The sequence below is a fragment of the Salinicoccus siamensis genome (assembly GCF_055391965.1).
This window is the reverse complement of record NZ_AP043765.1, coordinates 501,544-518,903: the sequence shown is the minus strand read 5'-3', so window position 1 is coordinate 518,903 and position 17,360 is coordinate 501,544. Positions and strand designations below refer to the sequence as shown.

General features: G+C 45.7%; 17 protein-coding genes and 3 pseudogenes. 11 read left to right on the top strand and 9 right to left on the bottom strand.

Going from position 1 to position 17,360, the window contains the following annotated elements:
• Nucleotides 1-119 precede the first annotated feature (119 nt).
• Nucleotides 120-1,048: pseudogene (locus ACZ5LF_RS02625) on the top strand (DsbA family protein).
• Nucleotides 1,049-1,401: 353 nt separating this feature from the next.
• Nucleotides 1,402-2,481 (top strand): acyltransferase, encoded by a 1,080-nt coding sequence (locus tag ACZ5LF_RS02620; protein WP_380570552.1) that lies wholly within the window; start codon nucleotides 1,402-1,404, stop codon nucleotides 2,479-2,481.
• A gap of 142 nt (nucleotides 2,482-2,623) precedes the next feature.
• On the opposite strand, the gene ACZ5LF_RS02615 is transcribed toward ACZ5LF_RS02620, so the two are convergent.
• Complete coding sequence (locus tag ACZ5LF_RS02615; RefSeq protein WP_380710273.1) at nucleotides 2,624-3,265, bottom strand: oxidoreductase; 642 nt, start codon at nucleotides 3,263-3,265, stop codon at nucleotides 2,624-2,626.
• On the opposite strand from ACZ5LF_RS02615, the pseudogene ACZ5LF_RS02610 reads away from it, so the two are divergent.
• The 5 genes and pseudogenes from ACZ5LF_RS02610 to ACZ5LF_RS02590 all read left to right on the top strand — a co-directional run bounded on the left by ACZ5LF_RS02610 (nucleotide 3,266) and on the right by ACZ5LF_RS02590 (nucleotide 8,607).
• Nucleotides 3,266-4,060 (top strand): annotated as a pseudogene (locus tag ACZ5LF_RS02610) (protein-ADP-ribose hydrolase).
• 9 nt (nucleotides 4,061-4,069) lie between these two features.
• On the top strand, nucleotides 4,070-4,972 hold the full coding sequence (locus ACZ5LF_RS02605) for an SIR2 family NAD-dependent protein deacylase (RefSeq protein ID WP_380570564.1): 903 nt from the start codon (nucleotides 4,070-4,072) through the stop codon (nucleotides 4,970-4,972).
• On the top strand, nucleotides 4,972-6,006 hold the full coding sequence (locus ACZ5LF_RS02600) for a lipoate--protein ligase (protein ID WP_380570553.1): 1,035 nt from the start codon (nucleotides 4,972-4,974) through the stop codon (nucleotides 6,004-6,006). Before ACZ5LF_RS02605 ends, ACZ5LF_RS02600 begins: the two co-directional genes overlap by 1 nt.
• A gap of 31 nt (nucleotides 6,007-6,037) precedes the next feature.
• Complete coding sequence (locus tag ACZ5LF_RS02595; protein ID WP_380570554.1) at nucleotides 6,038-7,051, top strand: LLM class flavin-dependent oxidoreductase; 1,014 nt, start codon at nucleotides 6,038-6,040, stop codon at nucleotides 7,049-7,051.
• A gap of 119 nt (nucleotides 7,052-7,170) precedes the next feature.
• Entirely contained in the window at nucleotides 7,171-8,607 is a 1,437-nt protein-coding gene (locus ACZ5LF_RS02590) for a sodium:solute symporter family protein (RefSeq protein ID WP_380570555.1), read from the top strand.
• Between the two features lie 103 nt (nucleotides 8,608-8,710).
• Here ACZ5LF_RS02590 and ACZ5LF_RS02585 read toward each other — a convergent pair whose 3' ends face one another.
• Genes ACZ5LF_RS02585 through ACZ5LF_RS02570 form a run of 4 tightly spaced genes read right to left on the bottom strand, consistent with a single transcriptional unit; the run spans nucleotide 8,711 to nucleotide 11,760 of the window.
• Nucleotides 8,711-9,406: an amino acid ABC transporter permease gene (locus tag ACZ5LF_RS02585; RefSeq protein ID WP_380570556.1), complete on the bottom strand. Its 696-nt coding sequence runs from the start codon at nucleotides 9,404-9,406 to the stop codon at nucleotides 8,711-8,713.
• Nucleotides 9,399-10,124: an amino acid ABC transporter permease gene (locus tag ACZ5LF_RS02580; protein WP_380570557.1), complete on the bottom strand. Its 726-nt coding sequence runs from the start codon at nucleotides 10,122-10,124 to the stop codon at nucleotides 9,399-9,401. The genes ACZ5LF_RS02585 and ACZ5LF_RS02580 overlap by 8 nt, the downstream gene beginning before the upstream one ends.
• 31 nt (nucleotides 10,125-10,155) lie before the next feature.
• Nucleotides 10,156-10,992, bottom strand: a complete 837-nt coding sequence (locus tag ACZ5LF_RS02575) for a transporter substrate-binding domain-containing protein (protein ID WP_124010788.1) — start codon at nucleotides 10,990-10,992, stop codon at nucleotides 10,156-10,158.
• Between the two features lie 24 nt (nucleotides 10,993-11,016).
• Nucleotides 11,017-11,760 (bottom strand): amino acid ABC transporter ATP-binding protein, encoded by a 744-nt coding sequence (locus ACZ5LF_RS02570; protein ID WP_380570558.1) that lies wholly within the window; start codon nucleotides 11,758-11,760, stop codon nucleotides 11,017-11,019.
• 213 nt (nucleotides 11,761-11,973) lie between these two features.
• Between ACZ5LF_RS02570 and ACZ5LF_RS02565 the strand changes: the two genes are divergently transcribed.
• The gene (locus ACZ5LF_RS02565) at nucleotides 11,974-13,131 is read left to right on the top strand and encodes an acyl-CoA dehydrogenase family protein (protein WP_380570565.1); all 1,158 of its coding nucleotides are present in this window, start codon (nucleotides 11,974-11,976) and stop codon (nucleotides 13,129-13,131) included.
• Between the two features lie 49 nt (nucleotides 13,132-13,180).
• Here the strand turns inward: ACZ5LF_RS02565 and ACZ5LF_RS02560 are convergent, their stop codons facing one another.
• The gene (locus ACZ5LF_RS02560) at nucleotides 13,181-13,777 is read right to left on the bottom strand and encodes an ATP-binding cassette domain-containing protein (RefSeq protein WP_380570559.1); all 597 of its coding nucleotides are present in this window, start codon (nucleotides 13,775-13,777) and stop codon (nucleotides 13,181-13,183) included.
• A 123-nt stretch (nucleotides 13,778-13,900) separates the two neighbouring features.
• On the opposite strand from ACZ5LF_RS02560, the pseudogene ACZ5LF_RS02555 reads away from it, so the two are divergent.
• Nucleotides 13,901-14,206: pseudogene (locus ACZ5LF_RS02555) on the top strand (IS30 family transposase); the annotation flags it as partial.
• A gap of 126 nt (nucleotides 14,207-14,332) precedes the next feature.
• Here ACZ5LF_RS02555 and ACZ5LF_RS02550 read toward each other — a convergent pair.
• Nucleotides 14,333-14,938: a rhomboid family intramembrane serine protease gene (locus ACZ5LF_RS02550; protein WP_380570560.1), complete on the bottom strand. Its 606-nt coding sequence runs from the start codon at nucleotides 14,936-14,938 to the stop codon at nucleotides 14,333-14,335.
• Nucleotides 14,939-15,119: 181 nt separating this feature from the next.
• Between ACZ5LF_RS02550 and ACZ5LF_RS02545 the strand changes: the two genes are divergently transcribed.
• Nucleotides 15,120-15,284 (top strand): hypothetical protein, encoded by a 165-nt coding sequence (locus tag ACZ5LF_RS02545; RefSeq protein ID WP_380570566.1) that lies wholly within the window; start codon nucleotides 15,120-15,122, stop codon nucleotides 15,282-15,284.
• On the opposite strand, the gene ACZ5LF_RS02540 is transcribed toward ACZ5LF_RS02545, so the two are convergent.
• Together ACZ5LF_RS02540 and ACZ5LF_RS02535 are read right to left on the bottom strand one after the other, a co-directional pair.
• Nucleotides 15,211-15,369, bottom strand: coding sequence for a hypothetical protein (locus tag ACZ5LF_RS02540; RefSeq protein ID WP_380710271.1), 159 nt, complete (start codon nucleotides 15,367-15,369; stop codon nucleotides 15,211-15,213). The genes ACZ5LF_RS02545 and ACZ5LF_RS02540 overlap by 74 nt on opposite strands.
• Nucleotides 15,362-15,631, bottom strand: coding sequence for a sigma 54-interacting transcriptional regulator (locus ACZ5LF_RS02535; protein WP_380570561.1), 270 nt, complete (start codon nucleotides 15,629-15,631; stop codon nucleotides 15,362-15,364). Before ACZ5LF_RS02535 ends, ACZ5LF_RS02540 begins: the two co-directional genes overlap by 8 nt.
• 190 nt (nucleotides 15,632-15,821) lie before the next feature.
• On the opposite strand from ACZ5LF_RS02535, the gene istA reads away from it, so the two are divergent.
• Entirely contained in the window at nucleotides 15,822-17,360 is a 1,539-nt protein-coding gene (gene istA, locus ACZ5LF_RS02530; protein WP_380572289.1) for an IS21 family transposase, read from the top strand.

Here is a 17,360-nt window from a genome sequence, read left to right as displayed (position 1 = left end):
GGTAACCTAATTATCTTATACAATTACTATATAGGCAAAATATACATTCGCACCGCATTTTTCCCGATAGAGGATCGGGCTTGTCAGCGATAATTCAGTTCCACAGAGGAGAATGTCAAATGGATAACAATAAAAATATGATATGTGACCTGGAAACTGGTATATGCAAAGAAACAGAAGCTGAAGATACCGGCCTCATCGATTTCAGCCAGACGAAAAACGCGCTTGATGTCTACTATATAACTGACCCCATCTGTTCCCATTGTTGGGCTCAGGAACCCGTTTTCCGCCGATTCACTGAACAATACGGACACCTCTTCAACTTCCATACAGTCATGGGCGATCTGCTTGAGAAATGGCATGATGGTCCAATCGACCCTGCAAACGGCATATATAAACCAGCCGATGTCGCGGGACATTGCCATCGATCGGCATCCAGACGCGCATGCCGATCGATGGCAATGTCATGATTGAAGATCCCGTCCAGTCCTCCTTCCCGGCTTCCCGCGTATTTAAAGTCATACAGCGCAATCATTCGGATAAAATGGCCACTGCCTATCTGCGTCGCGTCCGGGAAGCAGTTTTCGTCAATGACCGCAATATTTCTGACGCAGGCGTATTGATCGATGTCGTAAATGATATGGGATTAGATGGCAGCTCGATTGTATCGGAATCGGAAAGATCCGAAGCCCATAACCTGCTGTAGGAAGATTTTGAACTTACTGCACAGTTGGGCGCACGGGGGTTCCCTACCATCATCATGATCAATGCCGACAACCAAGGCGTAAAGATTGTCGGTGGCCGGCCTTTCGAATCCTATGTAGATGGGCTGGAACAAGTGATGGGCGCCGCTTCCCCTGAGCCTAGGCAACAGCCAGCCCTATCGACTCTGCTTGAGAGGGAGACATTCCTGTTCTCAAGGGAGATTGAAGAGATGTATGGACTTTCGAAAGAGGAGGTCGCTTCTTTCGTAGAAGCATCCCTTGAGACGATAGAGTACGAATCCCACGAATTTCTGGGTGAGAAGTATTTTGCTCTGTCGAAATAAGTGCAGTCTGAAGCACGCTCTGATTATTTAATTGAAACTTTAAAAGGATACTCATTTATAGGCACCTTGAATTACGCATCCACTTCTCCATCCATCATCTGAGCGCCGTTATATATTCTTAATGTTCCTGTAACAGTAAAGTCTACACTTTCGTGATAGAATACCGCTCAACAGATACTAAAGGAAATGACGCACCCGTTTTCAAGCTGATTATCACTGTATTTCGATGGCTGTCGCCGATACTTTAGTGCAGGCAGTATTGATCAACAGCATATGGTAGAAGGAAGCGAAGGGGCGTCATTCCTCATGGATATTGGAAAAAGAGAGGTAGAGAACCAGTGGAGCGTAATTATATGATTGATTATGTGAAGGGGTTTGCGATATTTTTCGTTGTGGCCATCCACTCGAAGACAGTTCAAGGTGCCCATATCGGAATGATTGACGGTGACGATGCGAATTTCTTCATCAATATGTTTGCACGGTTTGCAGTGCCTTTCTTCTTTGTAGCGTCAGGATATTTATTTGTACAGAAATTAAAATGGATCCATCAAGAAAACGAGAGTGGGAGCCGACAAGCCCAATTTCATTACTTCAAGAAGTATATTGGTAAACTGATCAAACTTTATGTGGCATGGTTCGCTTTCTATTTTGTTTTTGAATTAGGTGTGAAGTTTATTGAGGGGGAAAATAATAGTGGGACACTCTTCGAGATGTTCACAAGCTCTATAAGCCACTTCAACCTGTGGAGTCTTATATACTTCGGGGAAGGCGCGCCTGGCTACCACCTATGGTTCCTGCCGGCACTCATATATGCGGTGCTCCTGCTATTCTTATTTGTACAAATGCGGTTGGTTGGGGTCTTATTCATAATCAGTATAGGGTTGCACCTTTTCGGTCTGTTTGGTCAAGCATACTCTTTCCTTTATGATGTCCCTTTTAATACAAGGGAGGGCATCTTTTTCGCCCTATTCTATGTAACATTCGGTGGTGTCGTTGCCAAGTACAGTTCATCATTCAACACAATCCTTCTGAAAATACCGACCTGGTCTGTCGTTATTTCGCTGGTAGTCCTTTCATGCATGCAAGTACTGGAAGGTTTCATTACATTAAAGCTATACGAGGGCAAAGAGGAGAATTATTTTTTCTTCACCATTCCATTGGTCATGACACTATTCATGCTGGCCCTCAAACATCAGCAGATGGGGAAAAATTCTATTTTCACTAAAATTGGTGCCAATGCGGTGGGTATCTATGTATCCCATGTATTTATCATGGAGTTTATGCAGGTTCTCATACATCAAATGAAGTTGACCGCTGTGGAGGATTCACTTCTTTGGAAAGTGATGTTGACGCCCCTCGTACTTGTTACGGCACTTATCTTCTATCACCAATTGCAGAATGGGAAGAAGGTTGTAAAGTCCATCTATCAGTAAGGGTCGGGGATAATATGTAAAACATGAAGACTATACATTTCTAATTATATTTTCTTAACTCACTTTAATACATGTGTCTCCACATGGAAACACCTTCGGCATGATGCTCACCGCACCACGCCGAAGGTGTTTTTATTGAAGGTCATTTGCGCAATTTGTTTAATTCACTACGGGTTTTCTCCGATAAAGAAGCACCGATATCCATCAATTCGATCATATCCTTAAATGCCTGCTTGGGAATGGCGAGGTCTTTAATCCTATCCTCGGTGAATTCCAGATCAATATCGTCTTCGCGCCCGTCTGCTATTTTAGTGACAAATTCAGGTTCTGTGACAAATGGCGTGGACGCACCCACCATATCAGCATATTCTATTGCTTCAAGTGCCTTATCAGGAGAATTGATGCCGCCAGTCGCCATTACCGCTGTCCGTCCAGCAATATGGTCATAGACCACCCTATTCATCAATTCACCTTTATGCGCCCCTTGTCGAATTGTTTGTTTATAGATGTTTTTCCCCCAACTTGCCGTAGCCAGATAATGGATGTCGGCTGCTTCCATTGCCCGGTCTATAAAATACAAGAATTCTTCGACAGTATATCCCACTTCACTTCCGCGTGTTTCTTCAGGGGTGCAGCGGTAACCAAGGATAAATCCTTCGGGCGCCTCCGCTTCAATCACCCGCTGGACAGCTTCAAGCACTTTAATTCCAAAACGTATCCGGTTATCGAGGGTGTCTGCACCATATTCATCTTCACGCTTATTGGAGAACGTGGAGAGAAATATATGGATCAGAAAGTGCGACTTGATTATTTGATCGATTATCTGATGCGTGAAAAAGGCAATACAAGCACAGATATTGAGGCAATTTAAAAAGATTCGTTCGAAGAAAAGCTTCGTCTCTTCCAAGGGTTATGTAACATCAGGGCGCCAAAACCGGTGGATAATGCGTTCATTGAAGTTCAGGACGCTTTTTTGACCCAGTGGAATCATGAGCGGCCGTTGACGACAATCAGTGACCTTGCAGCTGTAGAGCCGCAACTTTACATTTGGCAAGGGGATATTACCAGTTTAAAGGTAGATGCCATCGTCAATGCTGCCAACAGTAGATTTATCGGCTGCACCCAAGCGAATCATACATGTATTGACAACATCATCCATACACGGGCTGGTGTCCAACTGCGCCTCGCCTGTGCGGGTATAATCCAGGCCCGTGGTCGAAAAGAACCGTCAGGAAAAGCAAAAATAACTGAAGGATACAATCTGCCGGCGGATTTTGTCATCCATACGGTCGGGCCTTTCATTGATGGACGGGGCGTTTCTCCGTTAAAAGAACGGCTGTTGGCTTCGTCTTACCGTTCATCACTTACCTTGGCGGATGAACATCATCTGTCTACCATTGCGTTTTGCTGCATTTCGACAGGTGAATTTAATTTCCCGAATCAACGTGCCGCTGAAATTGCTGTACACACCGTCAAATCTTATTTGGAAGAAACAGGAAGTGAACTTGACGTTATCTTTAACGTTTTTAAAGATGAAGATTTTCGTATATACCAATCGCTCTTTGAGCAGTCAGAATAGGTGATCATGATGCAACAAATAGAAAATTACTGGAACACGTTATCGAATACATCAGACATGTCCCAAGCGGACATGTTACATAACTTAATTGAAGAGTCTGAAGCAGTCGTAATCGGTATCGGTGCAGGAATGTCTGCAGCAACTGGATTTACATACGTCGGAGAGCGTTTTACGAATGCTTTTCCAGACTTCATAAAGAAGTATCGCCTCTTTGATATGCTGCAGGCAAGCCTGTTTGAATTTGAGGATGTGCAGGAATATTGGGCTTTCCAGAGCCGCTTTTCATTGCTGAACTTCTTTGATCAGCCGACTGGAAAAGCGTATGTCGACTTAATGGAGATTATTGCCGGGAAAGACTATCACATCATTACAACGAATGCAGATAATGCTTTTTATGCAGCCGACTTCGACATGGACAAAGTCTTTCGTATCCAAGGGGAATACGGCTTATGGCAATGCACCAGACATTGCCATCAACAGACCTATCAAAATGAAGCACTTATCCGTCAGATGGTTGAAGAACAGCGTGATATGAAGGTGCCAGAAAATCTGATCCCTTATTGTCCGGAGTGCGGTGCGCCCCTTGAAGTGAATAAACGTACCGAAGAAAAGGGTATGGTGGAAGATGCACACTTCCACGAACAAAGACGGCGCTATGAACAATTCCTGGAACAAACAAAAGGTAAACGCACATTATACCTGGAAATCGGCGTCGGAAATACAACTCCTCAATTCATCAAGCATCCTTTTCAACGAATGACAGAGGATAATCCAAAAGCCCTCTTTGTCACGATGAACCAAAAAGATTACTTCATTCCGCATGCAATTCGCCCAAGGACCGTAAGAATTGATGAGGACATTGAGGACGTGTTTCACGCCATCGCTGAAAGTAATGGATTGGGGGGTCGCTGATGTATTTAGTCATGCCCGAACGTAATGGTGAGTGGATCTATGATCCAAGCATCTCCATGGCCATCCAAGTATATATGAAAGACCATTTGTTCCTGGACGATGACGTGCTGTTTCCTTACATGATGGATCCTGTCGTCCAAATAGGGAAATTTCAGAATGCCTATGAAGAAGTGAATCAGCCTTATATGGACGAACACAATATCCAGATGCTCCGCCGCGATACCGGTGGTGGCGCCGTTTACCTGGATGATTGGAATATGAGCTTTTGTTTCCTTTTCGATGGCGACAACAATATCTATAACAATTACGGCAAGTTATATGAACCAGCCATCAAGGCTTTAGAGAAATTGGGATTTGAAAATCTAGCACAGCAGGGCCGAAATGATTTGACGATAGATGGGAAGAAGATATCCGGTGCCGCCATGACGCTCGAGAACGGTCGCATCTACGCAGGCTATTCCTTATTGCTCAATCCGAATTATGAAGCAATGGTCGCTGCACTGAACCCCAATCAGAAAAAAATTCAATCACATGGCATCAAGTCCGTCAGAAGCCGGGTTGATGCCATCCGCCCTCACCTTGCACCGGAATATCAATCCATGACAGTCTGGGAATTCACCGATCACATGATATGTGAACTGCTGGACATTGATCATATCAACCAGGCAAAACGTTATGTATTAACAGAAGACGATTGGGAGCACATCGACCGTCTTGCTGTTGAAAAGTACAGAAATTGGGACTGGACTTATGGACGGTTCCAACATTTCGAGTACGAGGTGTCAGAGCGTTTTCCAATTGGTACGATCAGTTTCGGCCTAAGCGTCGACCGTGCCCGGATAACCGATATACAGATTACAGGGGATTTCTTCGGCAAAAAGGATGTTAAGGAAATTGAGGAAGCACTTGCTGGCATACGCTTATGGAAAGACGATCTATTGAAGGCTCTGAAAGGCTTTCATATCCCGGACTACTTTGGTGACATAACAGCTGAAGATTTGGTTCGTGTCATTTTAAGCATTCCCGTGAAGTAAACAATATCAACAACCGGAAAGAAGGGTCCAATTGGTTAAGATAGGCGTTCTCGATTACGCACAAATTGACGAAGGTAAAAATGCCGCTCAAGCTCTGCAGGAGACCGTCACCCTCGCGCGGTTGGCTGAATCACTCGGGTATGAACGGTTTTGGGTGGCGGAACACCATAATGTCCCCGCTTTCGCCAACAGTTCGCCAGAAGTGCTCATGATGCGGCTGGCTGATGCCACAGGTACCATCCGTATTGGTTCTGGAGGCGTCATGCTGCCGCATTACAGCCCTTATAAAGTGGCTGAAAATTTTCGTCTCTTGGAAGCTTTCCATCCCAACCGAATCGATCTGGGGTTCGGCAACACGATCGGCACCCCGCTCGTCAATCGGACGTTGAATGAAAACAAAGAACGCAAATTCCCCTATGAACAAAGCGTTACCGATCTGATTCATTATTTAAGCGGGACAGTAGACGAAGCACACCGCTTCCACAATATCACCGCCAATCCAGCCATTGGGACCGTACCGCAGATGTGGGCATTATCGACAAGCATTAAAAGTGCTGAAATCGCCGCGGGACATGGAGTTGGATACACTTTTGGTTTGTTTCCCTTCATCGGACCTGAGAAATTAAAAGCTGGGATGGAAGCTGTAAACATCTATCGGGATACATTCAAAACTTCCCGATCTATGCCAAAATCAAAGGTCTCCATTGCACCGTTTGTCGCCATCGCTGAGACTGAAGAAGAAGCAGAGGCTTACGGTAAAGCACTCGACCTCTGGCTGCTCGGCAAGAATAACTTTAGTGAATTAAAAACCTTCCCTTCCGTAGATACAGCACTGAACTATCCATATTCTGAAAAGGATAAGGCGATGATTAAAGCAAACCGAAAGCGTATCATCGTCGGAAATAAGGAAAGTGTGCAGGAAGCGCTAAGTGAATTGATCGCTCAATTTGGGGCCGATGAAGTATTGCTGATTCCTTTGATCCCCGGACTGGAAGCGCGCAAAGATGCCTATCGGTTGCTTGCAGATATAGGTGAGCGTATATAAAAAGATACTTGTTATCTGCAAATCAAATGGCGCATCAAACAACGTAATATGCATTTCTATATCAAAATTGAAAATGAATGATTGATTTACATTAAAAATAGCTTTAGATGGAGTCTTATATGTTCAACACAAATGAGAAAATAGTTTTAGGCCTTGTCATTCTAATTTATTTCATCGCTTTATTTGCATTATCCTTGTATATGAAACGCAAAACCAAGACATATGAGGATTATAATGTCGCTGGACGATCCGTTTCCATTTTTCCATTGATCCTGACATTCGTCGGAACCGGTATTGGTGGAGCAACATTACTGGGGTATATGGAAAATGGCTACAGTCTAGGTATGGGAGAACAATGGATACATATCACGATGCTCTTTGCCGTTATAATATTATCCTTATTCCTTCTTAAGCCAATTAGAGAGTTGGGCGAGAAGCACAACATGATTACAGTCGGAGACTATACCGCCCTGCGTTATGGGGAGAAAGCGCGTATCCCTACTGTCATCAGTTTTCTGTTTTCCTACTGTGCCATGACGGGTATGCAGTTTGCCGCCATTGCCTCCATATTGAATCTGACAATCGGTTTGAATATGACTTTAGGCATCCTTATTGGGTGGGCATTACTGACCGTAAAGACATATGTAGGGGGACTGAAAGCCGTCATCTGGCAGGACGTCATCCAAGGCACCATTTTGACATTAGGCATCATCCTGCTATTTATCATGGTGCTTAGATATTCCGGCGGGTGGCAAGATATTTCTGAAAGTGCCGGCACGGCAAACCAAAGTGACATGTTGAATCCACTTAATATCACCCCTGGTGAAATCATGATCTACCTTCTGACCTTGGCATTCTACCAATTCATCAGGCAGGATGTATGGCAGCGCATTTGGGCCGCGAAGAGCATTAAAACAGCAAGAAGCGGCTATTGGATTTCAATGATCATTGCGGTTGCACTCGGCTCCATTGTAATGACAATCGGGGTATTCAGTCGTTTTGGTTTAAATCTCGGTACAATCGACCCCACACTCGTCTACTACAATGTCATTGAAAATGTATTTCCTTTTTCCATCGTAGTCATTATGGTCATTGCCCTGCTTGCAGCCGTTATATCAAGTGCGGACTCTTTCTTTATTGCAGGTTCATCATCCATTGTAAATGACCTTATCCGCCCGAATGTGAAACATAAGACGGATAAGAAGATGTTGGTCTACAGCAGATTTTCTGTACTCATAGTGTCTGCCATTGCACTTGTATTGACCCTAACCATTCCAGGATTGGTCAACCTGATGGTAACGGGTACTGCAATGTCGGTTTCCGGTTTATTGGCACCAGTCATATTTGGCCTGTTCTGGAAAAAGCCGACAGGAATCGCCGGCCTATCCGCAATGTGGACAGGGCTTGGCTCAGCAGTCATTTGGCAGGTTCTAGGCCATCCTTTTGGGGTCCACCCCATCATGGTCGGTTTACCACTATCAACTGCAGTTCTATTGATTATGACAGTGTTAACTAAAGATACGGAGAATGAAAGCTTATTGATGAAAGCCAAATAAACAACGAAATCCCACTTTTATAGAAGTGGGATTTTTACTATTTTGTCTTTTTACCTGTCTACTTAACGGGGAGCATATCACTAGTCGACGGCTACACTCTTTTCTACGCATACCCTCTCCGCATCCTGTTCTCCAGCTTATCGATGACGTACGTAAGCAGGACACAGATGCCCCAGTACACAAGGGCAGCGGCGACGAAGGCTTCCAGATAGCTGAAGCTCTGTGCCCCGATGAGCCTTGCCTGGGCGAAGATGTCGACGACGGTCACGAGGAAGGCGAGTGACAGCGCCTTGATGATGATCAGGAATGCATTCATCGTATCGGGCAGTGCCTCCATCATGACCTGTGGAATGATGACTTTCCTCAACACTTGGGTCGTGCTGTAGCCGAGCGACTGTGCCGCTTCTATCTGATCTTTATCCAATGAATGCAGCGCGCCCCTGATGATTTCGGACTGGAAGACGGAGTAGCAGATGCTGAACGTCACGATGACGACGGCCGTGGAATTCAGACTTGTCGGGTCGAAGGTGACATTGAACAGCCCGAGGAACCACGCGATCACGAGCGGCAATGAATAATAGACCAGGTAGAGGAGCACGACATTCGGTGTGCCCCTGAGAAATGACTGCAGGACACCGATGACCTGCCTTACCACCGGTATATTCAAACTCTGGATGTACGTAATCGTAGCACCGATCGTGAATGAAAGAACAAGGATGATGAGCGCCAGAAGCAGCGTCTTCGGCACGACTTTGAGGATTTCAACGAAGCTTTCGAAAACGACTATGATATCAAACACTGTAGCCCGCCTCCTTCTTCTTCATTTCGTAGCCCGTCCTTCTCAGCATCCGCTTCTTCCTGCGTTCGAGCCTTCTGATGATCTGCTCGGAAATCATGGAGATGCCCCAGTAGATGAGGGCGACCGTCAGAAAGACTTCCACCTGCTTCATGCCGAATGTATCCCCGCTCATGATCGTGGCCATGCCCATGAGGTCCACGACACCGATGGCGAAGACGAGGGAACTGTCATGGATGAGGTGGATGATCGCATTGCCGAGGCCCGGGAGCGCAATAGGGCCCATCTGCGGGATGATGACCCGCTTCATCTTCTGGAACGGTGTATAGCCGAGGCTCTCGGCCGCTTCATGCTGCCCCTTATCGATCGCCAGATAAGCCGGCCGCAGCACTTCAGACATATACGCTCCATTGAAGAAGATCAGGCACACCGTCGCTGCGGTGATGGGACCGATGTTCCTTATGTCGAATCCGATCAGCTGCAGCAGCACCGGCAGTCCGAAGAAGAACAGGAACAGTTGCAGCAGTATGGGTGTACTCCGGGTGAATGATATGTATGCCCCGAGCAGCTGGCTCAGGGCAGGAATCCTCCTGATCCGTGCCGCCGCAACAGGAATGCTGAGTAGAAAACCGAATACAGCGGCGAGTACAACGATCAGGAGCGTTATGGGAATCACAGACAGGAACTGTGGAAGTATCTCCAGCATATATTGTACATCCATGATTACCCCTCCTCTTCATTCATTGCCATTTCTACTCTTCGTACTGCAGAATGTCTTCCCCATAGAATTCATTGGACAGTTCCGACACGGTGCCTTCTTCCTTCAGTTCGGCCAGTGCTTCGCTGACTTTGTCACGCAGTTCAGTATTCTCCTCGGAATCATGGATCAGGAAGTATGTCGGATTGATTTCCACCGGTTCCGTCACATGGATGTCGAGACCCGCCTCTTCAATGATTTCCTGCTGACCCAGGTTGGATGGATGGACGAGCGCATCATACACGCCATCATTCACTTCCTGCAGGCGGTCGGATGTCGGAATGCCGCCGTCCGATGTATCGAACTCGATCTGGTTGTCCGGATGTTCTTCATTGTAGCCGTTCAGCAGATTGAAGACGCCGCCTGTCGGTGTGACCGGTACGACGTTCTTGCCCTGCAGATCATCTAGACTTTCGATTTCACCTTCCTGATCGCCTGTCGCAAAAATCTTCATCAGGCTCGGTCCATTGCTTTCGTCGGGAACCAGATAGCTCTCCTCCCTTTCCGGAGACAAGATCAACCCTTGAGCAAGCATGTCATACTGGCCGGTATCGAGTCCGATTTCACCCGCACTGTCGCTCGCGCCTTCCATGTTGAATTCATAGCCCTCAAGCTTTTCGTCAATGGCACGCAGCAGTTCCGGCTCGTAGCCCGTCAGCTCTCCGTCATCACCGACATAGCTCAGCGGACGGGAGGAAGAGGACACCGCAACTTCCACTGTCCTCACTTCCCCGCTTTCTTCAGCACCCTCTGCACTCTCTTCTTCCCCGCCGCATGCCGCGAGCACCAGCAGCACTGCTGCAAATGAAATTGATAAAAGTAACCTTTTCATGATATGTATGCCTCCTTATGATTTTTAATGGGTCGTCGTATAGAACTTGCGCAGGAACTGCTGAGTCCGTGCATTTTCAGAATGGTCGAATATCTGTTCCGGCGGCCCTACTTCGGCCACCCTGCCCTGATCCATGAAAATGACACGGTCGGATATGTCTTTGGCGAATGACATCTCGTGTGTCACGAGGATGATCGTCATGCCCGAATCCGCAACTTCACCGATCGCCTTCAGCACCTCGCCAACCAGTTCAGGGTCGAGTGCCGAAGTCGGTTCATCAAAAAGGATCACTTCCGGCTCCACAGCGAGTGCCCGGGCGATGCTCACCCGCTGCTGCTGACCACCTGAGAGCTGATGTGGATATGCATCCGCCTTCGCTTCGAGGCCGACCCGCGTGAGTTCCTCCATGCTCTTGTCATGCGCTGCCTGCTTCGGCTTCTTCTGGACCACGATCTGGGCATCCATGACATTCTCGAGCACCGTCTTGTTCTTGAAAAGGTTGTACTGCTGGAATACCATCGCCGTCTTCCGGCGAAGCGCAAGCGTCTCCTTCTTTGTAATCGAACTGAAATCATATGTATCGCCACCGAGGGTGATGCGGCCGCTCTCCGGCTTCTCCAGCAGGTTGATGCACCTGAGCAGGCTCGTCTTCCCCGTACCACTCGGTCCGATGAATGTGATCACCTCACCCTTCTTGACTTCGAGGCTGATGTCATCCAGCACCTTATGATCGCCGAAGGACAAGTCCAGATTCTCTATGTTCAGCACATGACACACCTTCTTCCATTATGTAATCAGAAAATTGAAATGATATGCTTCATTGTAACTATTATTTCCGACTTGTCAACTAGGAATTTAAGTTGTATTATTGCACTTATCTATTGAAAAAGAATATGTTTGGTGGAATAATAAAATGATTATGACAGTACATATAGGATTGAAGAGAGGAGCATCACTTTGAAGACATTAAATGAACTTGAAATGAATGAACGCCTCCAGCTGATGGAGGAAACTGCGAAGAATTTCAGCGGGACTTCTCAGCAGCACGATGAGGACGTCACCTTCCCCTTCGAGAATTTCCAAGCGTTGAAGGATATCGGCTATCCGCATCTGTCCATCCCATCGGAATATGGTGGAGGCGGCATTACGCTGCGTGAACTGATGAAGCATCAGGAGATCATTGCGAAATATGACGGGGCCACCGCGCTTTCCATCGGATGGCATATGGGCATCATCATGGACCTCGGCGAGAAGAAGACATGGGATGACGCAAAATACAGGAAGGTCGTCCAGGATGTCATCGAAAACGGTGCACTCATCAACAACCTGGCCACCGAACCGGCAACCGGCAGCCCGACACGCGGCGGCAGGCCGGAGACCACGGCGCGGAAAGAAGGCGACGGATGGATCCTGAACGGCAGGAAGACATTCGCCACACTGTCGCCGATATTGAAGTACGGCGTCGTCAGTGCTACGATCGAAGGCAGTGATGAAGTCGGAAACTTCCTCGTAGACAGTAATTTGAAGGGTGTCCGTGTCGATGAGACTTGGAACTCCGTCGCCATGCGCGCAAGCGGCAGCCATGACTTCATCATGGAGGATGTGCACGTACAGGAGGAAGACCTCGTCTCCTACCGTACACTCGGTAAGAAGGATCCCGCCGGATGGCTGCTGCACATTCCGGCCTGTTACCTCGGCATTGCACGGGCTGCGCAGGATTCGGCACTCGAATTCGCGACCACCTACTCCCCCAACAGCATCAAGGGCACCATTTCAGAGCTGCCGAACGTCCAGGAGAAGCTCGGCCGCATCGAGATGCTGCTGATGGAATCCGAGCACTTCCTCTATTCCGTCGCTAGGCAGTGGGATGAAAGTGATGAAGAAGAAAGAAGCAGGATGGGCAGCGAACTCGGCGCCGTCAAGACATCCATCGTCAACAAGGCCGTCGAGGCCGTCGACCTCGCCATGCGCGTCGTCGGGGCGAAGAGCCTGTCGGCCGACAATGAACTGCAGCGGTACTACAGGAACGTCCGTGCCGGACTCCACAACCCGCCAATGGATGACATGGTCATCATCGGACTCGCAAAGAGTTCAATCGGCAGGGTCGAAAATAATCAGAATGAAAAACAGAAGATATAGCCATCAAAAAGGAGAAGATCAGCTGATCTTCTCCTTTTCCTATATATTATTATACCGTCTGTTCCATCTCTTTAAGTACACCATCGGAAATCTCATAGACACGGTCACGATATTTCAGCATGAGTTCATCATGGGTGACCATGACTGCAGCCTTGTTCCGCTTCTCCGCCCCATCTGAAATCAGTTCGACGATATCGAAGGCACGGCTGCTGTCGAGACTTGCCGTCGGCTCATCCGCCAGTATGATGTTCGGGTCATTGATGAAACCACGCGCGATTGCGGTACGCTGGCGTTCCCCACCGGAAAGCTGTGATGGGTATTTCTTGAGCTTATCGCCCAATCCTACCTCTTCCAGAAGCTCTGTTGCGAACTTCCTGTCGGCCCCGGTGATGCGCCCTGCCATCTTCTTCACCACCAGCTGCTGCCTCGATAGGACCTGGTCCGGCCAGGTGGCGAAAAAATGCAGCAGCGCCATTTCACGCGGCGGCATGAAGAGTTCCACGCCATTGATCACCAGCCTGTGTTCATCCGGTATGGTGGTCATGTTTGCCATCTCGATGATTTCCTCCACTCCGACCGCATGGACGGAGCGCCTGAGCACCGATTTCATTCGTGCAATCAGTTCGTTCGAATCAAACGGCTTCACGACATAGTCATCCGGCCCGATGCCGAGGCCATGGATGATGTCGTAGCTCTCCCCCTGCCCGTCAGCATGAGGATCGGCACCCTCCGGTCATCCAGCTGGATCGTCCGGCACACTTCCAATCCATCCATCACCTTCGACTGTGGTAAGGAATTTTCCAACTGGCAGTCAATGAGCAACCGGAATGACCTGTCCATCTACTTTGCCGATCCGGGGACACCGTCTCAACGGGGATTGAATGAACATTCCAATGGATTGCTCAGAAAGGACGGACTGCCCAAAGACATGGATTTCAACACGGTCGATCAGGCTTTCGTCTCATCCGTCGCCGCAAGAAGAAACAACAAACCGAGAAAATCATTGGACTACCGTACACCGTTGGAAGTGTTTTTGAGTTACATGGGTGATAAGCAACTGTCTAGCTTATTTTGACAAACGAAATTACAAGAAAAGGATGCCCTTTTTCTATTTATTCATTTACACAAACTATTTTACGCTCTCTATACAATTCAAAATTAAAATAACTCGCATGATTTGATTAGACTTCAATTTTAACTTTCAACTGATTTTTTTACGAAATGTATTAAAAATAACAGCAACTATAAACCCAACAAGAAATCCTCCAATATGGCCTACAATAGAAATATCAGGTATTACAAAAGTTGATATAACAAAAGATCCGATAATCATTAATAGAAAACTATAATCTTGTTTATGAAATTTATCTGAATAAAATAATATAAAGAAAAAATATATTCCTAAATAACCACTGCCAAAACTAGAACTTCCACTAAGAGGGTAAATCCCATAATGAAACATAGTTATTAGAATTCCTGTAATTAAGGAAATAAATATAGTAACAGCTATAAAGTTAAGACTTCCAAAATATTTTTCTAACGGCCTCCCTAAGAAATAAATCATAGGAAGATTAAGTATTAGATGTAAGACACTCATATGGCCTAAAGAGTAAGTGAAAAGTCTCCAAAGCTCTAATTCTCTAATATTCGAATCAACCAATGCCCCCATTTTTTCAACACTCTGATCATTATAACTACCATAAAAAACCAATGTAATAATACCATTAAACAAAACAAGAAAAATTAATAAAGCCGTAACTTTATAATTTTTCAAAAAATTCTTAAATGAAAAATCAAAAATAAACATGTGTTGTCCTCCTTATAAATACCATTATAGTATAATATGTTAATTTTCTAAATATTCTAACAATAAATTGTATTTTACAACGCCTTATGTTATTTTATAATTACACGGTAAATATATATAATATTTTCCAATTATATATACTTGTTATGTAAAGAATAATCATAATAAGGAGGTGTTTCTTATGCAGGAAGATATTTTAGATACGCAAGCTGGCCCACCTGACAAATCACCTAAGAATATGTTAGACAATATAGTGGCTGTAGAATTGTTTATTACAGAGCAAATTTATAAAAGACACATAAAGAAACATTTACAGAGTCACTCAAGTATTTTGAACATACTATAGAAACGATACGAAAAGGAACCTTAGGAATCGCTCCGCAATCCAACTTCATGAAGGGCATATCCTTCACCCGGCTGTAGCTATGCAGGAGGTGTGCAATGACACTCTTGCCCCACCCCCGCCTCCCCTTGAATCAATACCGAGGATTTTACCGGCGCCACACGCATGACCATCCTGATCACCTTCTCCATCTCAGAATCCCTTGCGATCAGGTCACTGTCTATCTCCCTGTACTTTATCTGCTCGAGTTCCATATGATAGTTCCTGCTGATTCTCTTCGTATCCTCGAGGTCACTCTGCAAGGTGTTGAGGGAAGTGAAATCCCGTGAGTTTACGATGATTCTCTTCATCTGTGCACCTTCATAAAAAGGCGTCGCACTCGCCATGACCAGCTTACCGTTGTAACTGCTAAACTAGACTCAACAGTTTTCCACAATTAAGACTCAACAGCTCTCTCCAAATAAGACACAACAATTTACAAACTAGAAATCACTTTTCGGTATACTGAGACAGAGTATATTGAAAGGGAGAGAACATGGAGTGGAAAAATGGATGATTTATCAAGAGATACACCGATTAAAAAATATGGGGTTTTCAAATAGTAAAATCGCAAAGAAATTAAACATATCAAGAAATAGAGTCATTGATTATTTGAATATGACACCCGATGCATTCGCTGACTTTATGGCATCCTTACAAAACAGAACGAAAAAACTGGATCCTTACAGAAGTGAAATACTCACATGGTTAAAAGAACATCCAGATGTGACCAGTGCGCAAATATACGATTGGCTGCAAGATAAATTTGATATTCAATCCTTGGCTGAAAATACAGTCCGAAACTACGTCAATCACTTAAGGGAACACTATCACATCCCGAAAGTGGCAGCGAATCGAATATACGGTGCGGTGGATGAGCTTCCACCCGGTCAGCAAATACAAGTCGATTTTGGAGAGATTATCGTGGACACATCGTCAGGCGGGCGACAGAAATTGTATGTCACCGGATTCATCTTATCGCATTCCCGGTTTAAGTATGTGGAATGGTTAGACCGACCGTTTCGGACCAGTGATTTAATTAGAATACAGGAAAATGCATTTCATTATTTTGGCGGGATGACTGAGGAGATTGTCTATGATCAGGACCGTTTACTGGCGGTGAGTGAGAATGCGGGCGATTTAATCCTGACCGAATCATTTACGAAATACCATCAATTTAGACGGTTTAAAGTCGAACTCTGTCGAAAAAGTGATCCGGAATCAAAGGGTAAAATCGAACAAGTGATTAAATATGTAAAAAACAATTTTGCCAAACATCGCATCTTCGACAACTTGAATACATGGCAGCAGGACGCTTTGAAGTGGCTAAAAAGAACGGGGAATTATAAAGTCCATCACAATATAAAGAAAAGACCCTTTGAAGTGCACGCCCTCGAAAAGCAGCATCTTCAAACGGTCTCTGGGAAATATCATTTTGACAACATTTCATCTATTAATATAACAAGAACGATTCATAAAGACAATGTCATTCGCTTTGAAGGCAACCGATATAGTGTGCCTCTCGGGACGTATCAAAGTGGAAATGAAAACATTGCGTATGTCTCTGTCACAGATGGAAAATTGAGTATTTCGCTTCATCCAACGGGTGATTCGATTGCGGTACATACAGTGTCTGACATTAAAGGTCAGGTGATTACAGACCCTGGTCATCGACATCGGTCTCAAACGAAAAGAGACCAACTGGTCGCACAAGTGTTTAAAGTTTTGGATGATCCAGAACTGGCCGACGGATTGATTCGGACCTTGCATACACATTATCCGAGACATACGATTGATCAATTGAAAATTGTACTCCAGTCCGCCAAGCAATATCCACAACATATTAATGATGCGGTGAAAGAATTAAACCGGTTGAGATTGACCAGTGCGAATGATCTCAGAGATATTGCGATTTCATTGGACATTCAACACGGTAAACACAGGGCTAAGCAGCCTGTCATTAATGAGAAGTACAAAGATATGACTGCCCCCGCGCGTCAACCAGATATCTATTTAAAAGTCCTTCAGGGCGGTCAATGA